Genomic DNA, 13,765 nt, shown 5'->3' with positions numbered 1-13,765 from the left:
TTCCGTAACGCACGCGCCCGCGTGCCGACTGCGCGCGGGGCAGCCGCATCGCCCGCGCACCCTGTTGTCCCCGCAGCTCCGTTGAAAGACCCGTTCGCAGCGACGTCATCCCGTGACGCCGCTACGCCCCCTTTTGTCTCAGGAGTCCGCATGAACCGAACCTTGTCCACCCTGTTTGCCGGCCTGCTGATCGCGGCCCTGTCGCCGGTTGCGCTCGGCGCGCTGCCGGCGTCGAGCGCGGCGGTCGCGACGGCCGGCGCCGTCCGTCCACCCGTGCCGCCGGCCGAGCTCGCGGCTCGGCTGTCGAACGGCCTCGCGTTGCGCGTCGCCGTCGACAACAATCACGCGGCCGCGGCCGGCGTGCCGTGCGCCGATCTCGGCGCCGACGGCGCGGCCTGCGCGACCGGCCGCCTGATCCTGCAGAACCGCGGCCACCAGGCGATCGCCGATGGCGGCTGGAAGCTCTACCTGCACAGCATCCGCCGCCTGCTGCGAATCGATCGCCCCGGCTTCGCGCTGCGGCGGCTCACCGGCGACCTGTACGAACTGACGCCGCAACCGGGCTCGGTGCGGCTGGCACCGGGCGAGCGCATCGAGCTGCCGTTCGTCGCCGAATACTGGCTGCTGCGCTACAGCGACGTGATCCCGCGCCCGTACGTGGTCGTCGACGGCGCACGGCCCGCCGTGCTCCGCTACAACGACACCGACGACGAGCTGCGCTACGTCGAATCGCTGCCGGCCGATGCGCAGAACAACTCGACCGGCAACGCGCCACCCGTGGCCGCGCGGCCCGACGCGAGCCGCGCGCTGCCGAGCGTGAGGCGCGAACAGCCGCTACCCGGCACGCTCGACCTGCGCGGCGTCGAGCTCGCGCTGCCCGATCTGCCGGACGCGCAAGTCGCGACGCTGCGCGAGCGCGCAACGACACTCGGTCTCGACGGCGCACGCGTGCCGGTGCGCGGTGCCGTCGCGCCGCGCCGGCTGCCGGCCGACATCGCGACGCCGGGCGGCTACCGGCTCGCGATCGGGCCGCGCGGCGTGCTGATCGAAGGCTACGATCGTGCCGGCCTCTACTACGGCGTGCAGACGCTCTACTCGCTCGCGCCCGCCGGCGGCGGCCCGATTCCGGCAATGCTGGTCGAGGATGCGCCGCGCTTCACGCATCGCGGAATGCACGTCGATCTCGCACGCAACTTCAAGCACCCGGCGACGCTGCGCCGGCTGATCGACCAGATGAGCGCGTACAAGCTCAACCGTCTGCACCTGCATCTGTCCGACGACGAGGGCTGGCGCATCGAGATTCCCGGCCTGCCCGAACTCACCGAGATCGGCGGGCGCCGCTGCCACGACCCGAGCGAGACGCGCTGCCTGCTGCCGCAACTCGGCTCCGGCCCGGACAACCGCTCCGGCGGCGGCTACCTGACGCGCGACGACTACGTGTCGCTGGTGCGCTACGCGGCCGCGCATTTCGTCGAGATCATCCCCGAGATCGACATGCCCGCGCATGCGCGGGCGGCCGTCGTGACGATGGAGGCACGCTACAGGCGGCTGCATGCGGCCGGTCGCGAGCAGGAAGCGAACGCATACCGGCTGATCGATCCGCAGGACACGTCGAACCTGACGACGGTGCAGTTCTACGACCGGCGCAGCGACCTGAACCCGTGCGTGCCGGGCGCGCTCAATTTCGCGTCGAAGGTGATCCGCGAGATTGCGGCGATGCATGCCGACGCGCAGGCGCCGCTGCATACCTGGCACTACGGCGGCGACGAGGCGAAGAACATCTTCCTCGGCGGGGGCTTCCAGCCGCTGAACGGCACCGATCCGAACAAGGGGCGCATCGACCTCGCCGCGCAGGACAAGCCGTGGGCGCGTTCGCCCGCATGCACGGCACTGCTCCAGCGCGGCGAGATCAAGTCGATCGACGAGTTGCCGACACGTTTCGCGCAACAGGTGAGCGCGGCGGTCAGCGCGAACGGGATCGACACGATGGCCGCGTGGCAGGACGGCATCAAGCATGCGAACGGGCCGCAGGACTTCAGCACGCGCCACGTGATGGTGTCGCTGTGGGACACGATCTTCTGGGGCGCCTCGGACAGCGCGCGCGACCTGAGCGGCAAGGGCTACCTGACGGTGCTCGCGCTGCCCGACTACCTGTACTTCGACTTCCCGTACACGCTCAACCCGCGCGAGCGCGGCTACTACTGGGGCTCGCACGCGACGGACGAGTACAAGGTGTTCTCGCTCGCGCCGGAGAACCTGCCGCAGAACGCCGAAGTGATGGGCGACCGTGACGGCAACACGTTCGAGGTGACGGGCACGGGCCCCGCGCCGCGCATCGAAGGCATGCAGGGGCAGGCGTGGGGTGAGGTGATGCGCAACGACACCTTCCTCGAATACATGGCCTATCCGCGGCTGCTCGCGCTCGCCGAGCGCGCGTGGCACCGGGCCGACTGGGAGCTGCCGTATGCGGCCGGCGTGCGCTTCAGGCGCGGCGACACGCATCACGTCGACACGGCCGCGCTGCAGCGCGACTGGGCCGGCTTCGCGACGCTGCTCACGCAACGCGAATTGCCGAAGCTCGACCGGGCCGGCGTCGGCTACCGGAAGCCAACCTTCACGCTGACGAATCCGTGAGCGGCTGAGTGACGAGGTGATGCGCGATGCACGATGCGCGCGGGCGCATCGCATCATCCATCACCCGCACCAAAGAAAAACGGCTTGCGACGCATCGCAAGCCGTTTTCTTTTTACCGGCCGGCCCGAACCCGCAGCGCGGATCGGATCGGTTTCATCGCATCAGCATCAGGCCGGTTGTGCGGCCGCCCCGCTGCCCGACGGCGGCAGGCGCGCGCCGAGCTGTTCGGCATAGCGCGCCGCCGCGTTGCCGCAGACGATATGGAACGTGTCGAGCGACACCCATGCGACGTCGAGCGCACCGAGACGCTCGCGATCGACGGCCGACGGATCGCGCACGACCACCCGCAGGCGCGTGGTCGCGACCGCGTCGAGCGACACGACGTTGGTCGCGCCGCCGAACACCGCGAGCCAGCGCGTCGGCTCCGGATCGAGCGGGCCGGCGGCCGCGCCCGTGACGGGCTGTGCGGCGGCGGCCGTCGCCGTCGATGCCGCGCCTGCCGCGCCGCTGCCGATGGCCGCACGCATCTCGTCGGCAATGATGTCGGCCTCCGGCCCGATGATCACCTGCACGCTGTTGCCGCCGCGCTTGAGCACGCCGCGCGCGCCGATCGACTTCAGTTCCGGCTCCGAGACCTTCTCCGGATCGACGACGGTCAGGCGCAGGCGCGTCGTGCACGCGTCGACGACCGACAGGTTGCCTGCCCCGCCGAGCGCGGCGATGTAGCGTTGCGCACGCGGTGCGGCGGCAACCGCAGCGGCACCTGCAGCCGGCGCGACGAAGCCGCCCGATGCATACGACTGCGCGGCCGCATCGGCCGATGCCGGCTCACGGCCCGGCGTGGCCATGTTGAACTTGCGGATGAAGAAGCGGAACAGCCCGTAGTACGCGGCGCCGTACGCGATGCCGAGCGGGATCGCGATCCAGCCTTTCGTCGACAGCCCGTAGTTCAGCACGTAGTCGATCGCGCCGGCCGAGAACGTGAAGCCGAGCTTCACGCCGAGGATCTGGCAGATCGCGAGCGACAGGCCCGTCAGCACCGCGTGGATCACGTACAGCACCGGTGCGAGGAACATGAAGCTGAATTCGATCGGCTCGGTCACACCGGTCAGGAACGACGTGAGCGCCATCGAGAACAGCAGGCCACCGACCATCGCGCGGCGTTCCTTCGGCGCTTCGTGCAGCATCGCGAGACACGCGGCCGGCAGGCCGAACATCATGATCGGGAAGAAGCCGGCCATGAAGGTGCCCGCGGTCGGGTCGCCCGCGAAGAAGCGGTGCAGGTCGCCGTGCACGATCTCGCCGCCGGCGGGCGGCGTGAAGTTGCCGAACACGAACCATGCGAGCGAGTTGATGATGTGGTGCAGGCCCGTGACGAGCAGCAGGCGGTTCAGGAAGCCGAACACGAACGCACCGATCGCGCCCGCCGTCGTCAGCCACTGGCCGGCCGCGTCGATCAGATGCTGGACCGGCTGCCACACGTACCCGAACGCGATGCCGAGTATCACGCACACCAGCCCCGTGATGATCGGCACGAACCGTTTGCCGCCGAAGAACGCGAGGTAGTCCGGCAGCTTGATGTCCTTGTAGCGGTTGTACAGCAGGCCCGCGACCACACCCGCGATGATCCCGGACAGCACGCCCATGTTCAGCTTGGGATCGATGTCCTTCATGATCGCGGTTTCGATCAGGTAACCGATCGCGCCCGCGAGGGCCGCCACGCCGTTGTTGTCCTTCGCGAAACCGACCGCCACGCCGATCGCGAACAGCAGCGGCAGGTTGTCGAAGATCGCACCGCCGGCGTCGGCGATCATCTTGATGTTGAACACGTCCGGCTGGCCGAGTCGCAGCAGGATGCCGGCGACCGGCAATACCGCGATCGGCAGCATCAGCGCCCGGCCCAGGCCCTGTATTTTCAGAAACGGATTCCCGTTCATTCAGTCCTCCAATCCTTGTCTCGTCATTAATCGTCGTTGACCTAATTGCTTTCGTCTTGAAACCGGTCGCGAACCTGCCGTCGACGCTCAGTCGAGCGGCCAGACCTCGCGGCTTGCTGCCCTTACCGCCTGTGCCGAATCGAGCGCGAGCAGATCCTGCGCGCGCTGACGGCACAACTGGTAATCGAGACGGCGCACCCGCGCCTTGACGCCCGGCACCGATACGGGGTCGACCGACAGTTCGGTCACGCCGAGGCCCACCAGGATCGGCACCGCCAGCGGATCGCCGCCGAGTGCGCCGCACACGCCCACCCACTTGCCGTGCTTCGCCGCGCCGCGCACCGCGATGTCGATCAGGCGCAGCACCGCCGGATGCAGGCCGTCGGATTGCGCAGCGAGATCGGCCTGGCAACGGTCCATCGCGAGCGTGTACTGCGTCAGGTCGTTGGTGCCGATCGACAGGAAATCCGCGTGCTGCGCGAGCTGGTCGGCCAGCAGCGCGGCGGACGGCACCTCGATCATCACGCCGACCTCGATCGGCTCGGTGCGGCCCAGGGCGCGCGCGAATTCGTCGATGCGCTTTTTCAGGCGCACGAGCTCGCCCGCGTCGGTCACCATCGGCAGCAGGATGCGCACCGCGCCGAACGGCTTCACCGCGAGCAGGCCCTGCAGCTGATCGTCGAGCAGATCGGGGCGCACCTGCGCGAGACGGATGCCGCGCAGGCCGAGCGCCGGGTTCGGTTCGGGCGGCAGCGTCAGGTAGTCAACCTCCTTGTCGGCGCCGACGTCGAGCGTGCGGATGATCGCCGTGCGGCCCTGCAGCGCGTCGACGATCGACTGGTAGCTCTGCTGGTGCTCGACGACCGTCGGCGCGGCCTGGCGATGGATGAACATCAGTTCGGTACGCAACAGGCCGACCGCGTCGGCGCCGTTGTCGACCGCGGTGTTCGCGTCGTCGAGCGTCGCGATGTTCGCGGCGACCTCGATCGCGCGGCCATCGACGGTCGCGGCCGCAACACCTGCCAGTTGCCGGTTCGCCTCGCGCACGCCGTCCAGGCGCTGGCGTTCGTGCCGCGCGCGTTCGACGTCGAGCGCGGTCGGTGCGTGTTCGAGCCGGCCCGCACTTGCATCGACGACGACCTGCGTGCCGTCCGGAATCGCGTACAGCGCATCGCCGACCGCAACCAGCGCCGGAATGCCGAGCTGCCGCGCGATGATCGCCGCGTGCGACGTCGCGCCGCCGCGCGCCATCACGAGCGCGGTCACGCGCTGGCGATCGAGCGACGACAGGTCGGACGGCGTGAACTCCTCGGCCGCGAGCACCGCTTCGTCGGGCAGCGCACGTGCAGCACCATTCGTATGACCGAGCGCGCGCAGCACGCGCTTCTCGATGTCGCGCAGGTCGGCCGCGCGTTCGGCGAGCAGCGCATCGTCGAGCTTCGACAGCGTGTCGATCTGCGTGCGGATCGTCGCGCGCCAGGCGAAGCCCGCGCTCTTGCCGAGGCTGATCAGGTCGCGCGCCGCGTCGATCAGCGTCGGGTCTTCCAGCAGCACGCGGTGCACCGCGAAGATGCCCGCTTCGCCGACCGCGCCGCGCGCCGATGCGTTGCGCACCGTTTCGTCGAGTTCGGCGTCGACGGCTTTCAGCGCCTGGTCGAGCTGGCGGCTTTCCGTGGCCGGCGTGCCGGCAGCCTGCTCGGGCGGCACGATTTCCGCATCGTCGAGACGCACCAGCGTGCCGACCGCGATGCCGGGCGCCGCGCACACGCCTGCGAGCGTGTTCGGGTCGATCGGTGCGCCGTCGCGCGGAGCACCGACGTTGCGTGTGAGCGTCTGCGGCGCGGGCGACTTCAGCCGCGCCGGCTTTTCCTCGACTTCGCCGTGCGCTTCGCGCAGCAGCTCGTGCTCGACCGCATCGACGGCCTGCTGCGCATGCGCGCCACGGCCGACCAGTTCGACCGTCGCGCCTTCGCCGGCGCCGAGGCCGAGCAGGCCGACGACGCTCGCGATCGACGCCTTGCGGCCGTCGAACAGCACGTCGACGGTCGCGTCGAACCCGCGCATGGCTTCACGCGCCCGCGCGGCCGGCCGCGCATGCAGGCCGCCTGGTTGCGCCAGCACGATTTCACGGCGCACTTCGTTCTGCGCGGCGGCGCCGGCTTGCGCCGCCTGCACGGCCGCTTCGCCCTTGCCACGCAGCACGAGCAGCGGCGTCTCGCCGGCGGTCGCGAAGCCGCTGGCACGATCGACGACCTCGAACGCATCCGAGTTGGCGATCGCGATCACCGACACGAGCGAATGCGCGCTGCGCGCCACCGCGTCCTGGTCGAACTCGATCAGCAGCGTGCCGGCCTCGACACGCGCGCCGGCCTCGACGTGCGCGATGAAACCCTGTCCGTTCAGCTCGACCGTGTCGATGCCGATGTGCAGCAGCACTTCCGCGCCTTGCGGCGTCGTGATCGTCACCGCGTGGCCCGTGCGCGCGAGATGCGACACGACGCCCGCGCACGGCGCGACGAGCTGGCCCGCGAGCGGGTCGATACCGATGCCGTCGCCGAACATCCCGCCGGAGAACACCGGATCGGGCACGTCGGCCAGCGCGACGATCGGCCCCGTCAGGGGGCTAAGCAGGACGATCTGATCGTGGGTGGGGCTCTTCAACTGGGACTCCTCGGCGCGTCTCATCGGCGGTCTCGGCTATCAGTGCGTTTCGGTGACTTTGTTCAGGTGGCGCGGCGTGTCGGGATTGCGGCCGCGCGCAACGGCGAGATCCGCCGCCATCACGTAGAACGAAAGAATGGCGGCGATCGGGTCGAGCGCCGAATGGGCGGACTGCGCGAGCGGCAGCGTCGCGCCGGGTGTGCCGGCGGGCGCCGCGAGCAGCACGGCGGCGCCGCGGGCGCGCATGTCCGCGGCAAGCTGCAGCAGGCCGGCCTGTTCAGGCCCCGGCGGAGCGAACACGAGCAGCGGATAGTCGCGGTCGATCAGCTCCATCGGGCCGTGACGGACTTCGGCGCTCGAGAACGCCTCGGCCTGGATGCCGGACGTCTCCTTCAGCTTCAGCGCGGCTTCCTGCGCGATCGCGAGGCCCAGGCCGCGGCCGATCACGATCATCCGCTCGACACCCGCCAGCGCGGCCACCGCCTGCGACCAGTCGAGCTGACCGGCCTGCGCGAGCACGTCGGGCAGGCCGCGCAGTGCGGTCATCAGCGCGGCGTCGCGCTGCCAGTACGCGACGATCTGCGCGGACAGCGACAGCATCGCGATATAGCTCTTCGTCGCGGCCACCGACAGTTCGGGGCCGGCGAGCAGCGGCAGCTGGTGCTCGCACGCGTCGGCGAGCGGCGACGGCAGCACGTTCACGGCGGCGACGGTGCGCGCGCCGGCTTCGCGCAGCGCGGCCATCGTATTGACGAGATCGGGGCTCTTGCCCGACTGGGAGAAGGCGATCGCGAGCTGGTCCTGCACCTTCAGCGGCGCCTGCTGCAGCGTCGCGACCGACATCGGCAGCGACGCGACCGGCACGCCGAGGCGGCTCATCGTCAGGCTCGCGAAATAGCTCGCGGCGTGATCCGAGCTGCCGCGCGCGACCGTCAGCGCGACGGCCGGCGGGTGATCGAGCAATTGGCCGGCGAGCGCTTCGACGCGCGTCGTGTCGGCGATCTGCGCGGCGACGACCTGGGCGGACTCGCGCGCTTCCTTAAGCATATTCGACAATCGATTCTCCTTCGACGTAGGTCGCGGTGAGGTTCAGGTCGCGGTCGAACACCGCGAGGTCGGCCCATGCGCCGCGCTCGAGGCGGCCGCGATCGGCGACGCCGAGGTAGTCGGCCGCGTAGCGCGACATCCGGTTCGACACGTCGGCGATCGGCAGGCCGAGCGACACGAGGTTGCGCAGCGCCTGGTCCATCGTCAGCGTGCTGCCGGCGAGCGTGCCGTCGGCGAGGCGCACGCCGCCGAGGCACTTCGTCACGTGCTGGCTGCCGAGCCGGTATTCGCCGTCGGGCATGCCGGTTGCGGACGTGCTGTCGGTCACGACGTACAGGCGCGGGATCGCGCGCAGCGCAGCACGAATCGCGCCCGGATGGACGTGCAGCAGGTCGGGGATGATTTCCGCGTATTCGGCGTGGGCAAGCGCCGCCCCCACCAGGCCCGGGTTGCGGTGATGCAGCGGCGACATCGCGTTGAACAGGTGCGTGAAACCGCACGCGCCGTGCTTGAGCGCGGCCACCGCGTCGTCGTAGGTCGCGAGCGAATGGCCGAGCTGCACGCGCACGCCGCGCGCGGCCATCTCGCCGATGATCTCGATGTGGCCGGCGATTTCCGGCGCGAGCGTGACGACGCGGATCGGCGCGATCGACAGGTACTTCAGCACTTCGTCGAGCACGGCCGACACGGCCGCGTCGGGCTGCGCGCCGAGCTTGCCGGGGTTGATGTACGGGCCTTCGAGGTGCACGCCGAGCACGCGCGCGCCGCCCGGCGTGCGGGTGCGCGCGACGGTGCCGAGGTTCGCGACGACCTGCATCAGTTCGTCGCGCGGCGCGGTCATCGTCGTCGCGAGCAGGCTCGTCGTGCCGAATTGCGCGTGCGTGCGGGCGATCGTCTCGATCGCGTCGCCGCCTTCCATCACGTCGGCGCCGCCACCGCCATGCACGTGCAGGTCGATGAAGCCGGGCAGGATGTAAGGCGCGTCGTTCTTCGCGGGGTCGACGGGCGTGCCGTCGAGGGTCGTGATGCGGCCGTTCTCGCTATCGAGCGAACCGTGAATCCAGCCGTCGGGGGTAAGGATGTTTCCAGTCAGCATGACGTTCTCTTGATGATCTGGTGACGCGGGCATCCGCGTCGTGATTTGCCAATCCGTGTCGTTGCTTCACGCGTGTCGCGCGCGGGGCAGTCTCGCGCGTCAGCGTTTCAGTTCGGCGACGAAGTCGTAGTAATCGTCGCGGCAATACGTTTCACTCACTTCGATCGCGCGCTGGTCGGCGCCGTAGCCGATCCGCGTGATCACCAGCAGGGCCGAGCCCGGCTTCACCGCCATCCATTTCGCGATCGCGTGCGTCGCGTTCGCCGCGCGAAAGTGCTGCAGCGCGCGCACGACGGTCATGCCGCGCGCTTCGAGGTATTCGTACAGCGACGCGCCGAGCACCTGCGGATCGGGCACCACCGCGGCCGGCAGCGTCGAGTGCTCGACGGCCATCACGATGCCGTCCGCGCGGCGCAGCCGTTCGAGCCGCGCCACCGTCGCGCCGGGCGCGAGGCCGAGACGCGTGATCTCGTCGCGGTTTGCGGCACGCAGCGTGCGCGACAGCCACACCGAATCGGGCACGAAGCCGCGCTGCTGCATCTTCGCGGTGAAGCCGACGAGACGCGACAGCGGATCGGCGACGCGCGGCGTGATGAAGCTGCCCGCGCCGCGCGCCCGCTTGATCAGCCCCTGCTCGACCAGCAGCGCGAGTGCGCGACGGGCCGTGATCCGCGACACGCCGACCGATACCGACAGCAGCCGCTCCGACGGCAGCGCCTCGCCGGCGCGCCACGCGCCGGCGTGGATCGCGCTCGCCAGGTTGCGGGCGAGCTGCAGATAGAGCGGCGTATCGCTGAGGGGATCGGGCGCCAGTTCGGACCAGCCGGTTTCCATGTGCCTCCGGGTGTCGGACGACGACCGCAGGCCGTCGAAAGTGAGGGCATTATATAACCACCATAATACCAGTCAACGAACTGGTATTAGGGGCGCCGAAATCGCCGGAAGCCTTGCCCGGCAAGCGTTTTAGTTCTCACAAACCCTTTGTTTACAACGAAGTACGGGGTAGGGATTTACCCGGATTGGTATGCAAGGGGACAGTTCCAGTACGCGATTCGGCCTGGTTTGGGGCGCGAATATGAGACCTGGATAGAACCAGTTTGGCCAACTGGTATGCACGGTGACGAGGCAACGCGCGTTCGGCGGCGCGCGCCGGCTGCGTCAGTGGAATCAGTGGAATTCGCGGCTCGACGTGCGCAGGCCGCCGAGCAGCGGCGTCAGATCCTCGAAATGCTGCACGACGAGGTGCCTCACGTCGCTCGCGACCTGCCACACGCCGGATGCGGCAAGCAGCCGCGAATCGAGGGTTTCGCGGCGCTGCCGCGCGAGCAGCTCGGGCCGGACGATCAGGTTCACGCAGCCCGTTTCGTCCTCGAGCGTCATGAACATCACGCCTTTCGCGGTGCCCGGCATCTGCCGCGCGGTCACGAGCCCGCACGCACGCGCGAGCCGGCCGTCGGGGCGGTCATGCAATTCGGCCGCGGACGACAGCCGCCGCGCGCGCAGTTCGGGCCGCAGCAGCGCGACGGGGTGGCGGTTCAGCGTGAGGCCGGTGGTGTGATAGTCGGCGAGGATGTCGTCGGCTTCCGACGGCGCGCCGAGCGCGGGCTTCTCCGCTTCGTCGATCGGCGCGGTCGCGAGCAGGTCGCGCTCGGGGGCGGCTGCAACCGCTTGCCAGAGCGCATCGCGGCGATGGCCGGCGAGCGTCGCAAGCGCGTTCGCGGCGGCGAGCGCTTCGAGATCGCGGCGTTCGAGCTGCGCGCGGCGCGCGAGGGTGTCGACGTTGTCGAACCGGCCGGCCGCCGTGCGCGCGGCTTCGATGCGGCGTGCGGCGGCTTCGCCGAGCCCGCGCACGAGCGACAGGCCGAGCCGCACGGCCGGCTGACCGTGCGGCGGCGGCTGGTCGGGCAGCGCTTCCAGCGATGCTTCCCAGTTGCTTTGCGTCACGTCGATCGGCAGCACCCGCACGCCGTGCCGCTTCGCGTCCTGCACGAGTTGCGACGGCGGGTAGAAACCCATCGGCTGGCTGTTCAGCAGCGCGGCGAGGAAGATCGCCGGTTCGTGGCATTTGAGCCAGCTGCTGGCGTACGCGAGTTTCGCGAAGCTGGCTGCGTGGCTTTCGGGGAAACCGTATTCACCAAAGCCTTTGATCTGTTCGAAGATCTGTTCGGCGAATTCACGTGTGTAGCCTCGTTCGAGCATGCCGTGGACGATCTTGTCGTGGTACTTCTCGAGATTGCCCTTGCGCTTCCATGCAGCCATTGCGCGGCGCAGATCGTCCGCTTCGCCGGGCGTGAAACCGGCCGCGACGATTGCAATCTGCATCACCTGTTCCTGGAAAATCGGCACGCCAAGCGTACGCTTGAGCACTTCCTTGAGCGCGTCGCTCGGGTAAGTCACCTCGCCCTCCTCTTCGCCCGCCATGATCCTGCGCCGCTTCAGATACGGATGCACCGCGCCGCCCTGAATCGGGCCGGGCCGCACGATGGACACCTGAATCACGAGGTCGTAGTAGTTGATCGGTCGAAGGCGCGGCAGCATCGACATCTGCGCGCGCGATTCGATCTGGAACACGCCGACCGTATCGGCGCGACAGATCATGTCGTAGGTCTTTTTGTCATCCTGCGGAATGTGTTTCAGCGTAAATGGCTTGCCATCCGGTGACGGCGGCCCGCGCCACGCTGTGCGCAGGTCAAACGCGCGATGCAGTGCCGACAGCATGCCGAGCGCCAGCACGTCTACCTTCATCAGCCCGAGCGCTTCGAGATCGTCCTTGTCCCACTGGATCACGCGCCGCCCGTCCATCGCTGCATTTTCGACCGGCACGAGTCGCGTGAGCTTGCCGCGGCTGATCACGAAACCGCCCGAATGCTGTGACAGGTGACGCGGAAAATTGAGGAGCCGCGCGGCAAGTTTGGCCCATGACTGGATGAGCGGCGTCTCGGGATCGAGCCCGATCGTCGAGAATTGCTGCAGCAGGTCGCGGCTACCGTCGAACCAGCGATGCCCCTTCGCGACACGATCGACCAGCATCGGATCGACGCCAAGTGCCTTGCCGGTTTCGCGCAGCACGCCGCGCGGACGATAGGTCGATACGGCTGCTGCAAGTGCTGCGCGGTTGTGTCCGTATTTTTCGTAGATATGCTGAATCACCTCTTCCCGGCGCTGATGCTCGAAATCGACGTCGATATCGGGCGGCTCTCCCCGTTTCTCGCTGATGAAACGCTCGAACAGCATCGTGCTCTGATCGGGATTGACTTCGGTGATGCCGAGGCAATAACAGACGACCGAGTTCGCAGCCGAACCTCGGCCCTGACACAGGATGTTCTGACTGCGCGCGTATTTGACGATGTCGTAGACGGTCAGGAAGAACGGCTCGTAATTGAGTTTCGCGATCAGGGCGAGTTCATACCTGATCTGCCTTGCCACTTTCTCCGGCACACCATTCCAATAACGTCGAGCTACTCCAGCCCATGTCTCTTGCTTCAGGTAACTGGTCGGCGTGTGTCCGCGCGGCACGAGTTCGAGTGGATATTCGTACCGCAACTCACCAAGCGAAAAATTGCACGCATCGAGAATCGCGCACGTCTGCGCAATCTCCTCCGGCGAGAACAGATTCCCGATCCGGTTCCGCCCGCGCAAATGCTGTTCCGCATTCGGCGCAAGCGCATACCCGCACTCGGAAACCGGCATGCCGACGCGAATCGCCGTCATCACGTCCTGCAGTTCCTTGCACGAGCGCCGGTGCATCGTCACGTCGCCCAGCGCGACGACACGCACGCCACGCCGCTCGCCGGCCGCACGAATCTCCTCGCGCTGCGCACCGTCCAGCGCGCGCTGCAGTTGCACGAGCCCGAGCCGCGCCCGCTCGCCGAACGTCGCGCGAAACCACGCGACCTGCGCATCGAGCACATCGGCACGTACCGGATACGTCGGCACGAGGATCGCGAAGCAGTCAGGCATGCCGCGCAAATGCGCAAACTCCGCAGGCGGCGCCGACAGCATCCGCGACGTCAGCTTGTAAGTGCCCTTCGGCGACGCCATCCTCCGCCACGAAATCAGCTCGGACAGGTTGCCGTAGCCCTCGCGGTTCTGCGCCAGCAACACGAGCCCGAACGCGCCGGGGCCCGGATCGTGGCCGGGCGCGACTTCATCCGGCGTGACGTCGAAATACGACCCGATGACGAGCGGCAGCCCTTTCGCCTTCGCCGCGACGTGCATGCGCGGCGCGCCGGCAAGCGAGCACTCGTCGGTGATCGCGATCCCGCGATAGCCGAGCTCGGACGCGCGCTCGGCCAGTTCCTCCGCATGCGACGCGCCATGCAGGAACGAAAAGTTCGAACGGCAGAACAACTCCGCGTAATCGGGCAGCCAGCTGAATTCCGCAACCATG

General features: G+C 68.6%; 7 protein-coding genes. 1 reads left to right on the top strand and 6 read right to left on the bottom strand.

Features of this window, described 5'->3' with window-relative positions; genetic code table 11:
* Positions 1–150 precede the first annotated feature (150 nt).
* Positions 151–2,634 carry a family 20 glycosylhydrolase gene (locus CFB34_RS26010; protein ID WP_089441060.1) on the top strand — a complete coding sequence of 828 codons (2,484 nt, stop codon included), beginning with the start codon at positions 151–153 and terminating at the stop codon, positions 2,632–2,634.
* Positions 2,635–2,801: 167 nt separating this feature from the next.
* Here CFB34_RS26010 and nagE read toward each other — a convergent pair whose 3' ends face one another.
* The 6 genes from nagE to CFB34_RS25980 form a co-directional block, all read right to left on the bottom strand.
* A complete protein-coding gene (gene nagE, locus CFB34_RS26005) occupies positions 2,802–4,571 on the bottom strand; it encodes an N-acetylglucosamine-specific PTS transporter subunit IIBC (RefSeq protein ID WP_089441061.1) in 1,770 nt (589 codons plus the stop codon).
* 87 nt (positions 4,572–4,658) lie between these two features.
* Positions 4,659–7,256, bottom strand: a complete 2,598-nt coding sequence (ptsP, locus tag CFB34_RS26000) for a phosphoenolpyruvate--protein phosphotransferase (protein ID WP_089441062.1) — start codon at positions 7,254–7,256, stop codon at positions 4,659–4,661.
* A 15-nt stretch (positions 7,257–7,271) separates the two neighbouring features.
* Positions 7,272–8,279 (bottom strand): SIS domain-containing protein, encoded by a 1,008-nt coding sequence (locus tag CFB34_RS25995; protein WP_085042153.1) that lies wholly within the window; start codon positions 8,277–8,279, stop codon positions 7,272–7,274.
* Positions 8,272–9,375 (bottom strand): N-acetylglucosamine-6-phosphate deacetylase, encoded by a 1,104-nt coding sequence (gene nagA, locus CFB34_RS25990; RefSeq protein ID WP_089426373.1) that lies wholly within the window; start codon positions 9,373–9,375, stop codon positions 8,272–8,274. Before nagA ends, CFB34_RS25995 begins: the two co-directional genes overlap by 8 nt.
* A gap of 99 nt (positions 9,376–9,474) precedes the next feature.
* On the bottom strand, positions 9,475–10,209 hold the full coding sequence (locus CFB34_RS25985; protein WP_043187255.1) for a GntR family transcriptional regulator: 735 nt from the start codon (positions 10,207–10,209) through the stop codon (positions 9,475–9,477).
* A 333-nt stretch (positions 10,210–10,542) separates the two neighbouring features.
* Positions 10,543–13,764 carry an error-prone DNA polymerase gene (locus tag CFB34_RS25980; RefSeq protein ID WP_089441064.1) on the bottom strand — a complete coding sequence of 1,074 codons (3,222 nt, stop codon included), beginning with the start codon at positions 13,762–13,764 and terminating at the stop codon, positions 10,543–10,545.
* Position 13,765: the final 1 nt, after the last annotated feature.

This window comes from Burkholderia sp. HI4860, assembly GCF_002223045.2.
GTDB lineage: Bacteria > Pseudomonadota > Gammaproteobacteria > Burkholderiales > Burkholderiaceae > Burkholderia.
This window is presented reverse-complemented; position numbering and strand designations above follow the sequence as displayed.

Coding starts and splice junctions, on each gene's coding strand:
- CFB34_RS26010 (WP_089441060.1), top strand. CDS start 151: ATGAACCGAACCTTGTCCACCCTGTTTGCCGGCCTGCTGATCGCGGCC.
- nagE (WP_089441061.1), bottom strand. CDS start 4,571: ATGAACGGGAATCCGTTTCTGAAAATACAGGGCCTGGGCCGGGCGCTG.
- ptsP (WP_089441062.1), bottom strand. CDS start 7,256: ATGAGACGCGCCGAGGAGTCCCAGTTGAAGAGCCCCACCCACGATCAG.
- CFB34_RS25995 (WP_085042153.1), bottom strand. CDS start 8,279: ATGCTTAAGGAAGCGCGCGAGTCCGCCCAGGTCGTCGCCGCGCAGATC.
- nagA (WP_089426373.1), bottom strand. CDS start 9,375: ATGCTGACTGGAAACATCCTTACCCCCGACGGCTGGATTCACGGTTCG.
- CFB34_RS25985 (WP_043187255.1), bottom strand. CDS start 10,209: ATGGAAACCGGCTGGTCCGAACTGGCGCCCGATCCCCTCAGCGATACG.
- CFB34_RS25980 (WP_089441064.1), bottom strand. CDS start 13,764: ATGGTTGCGGAATTCAGCTGGCTGCCCGATTACGCGGAGTTGTTCTGC.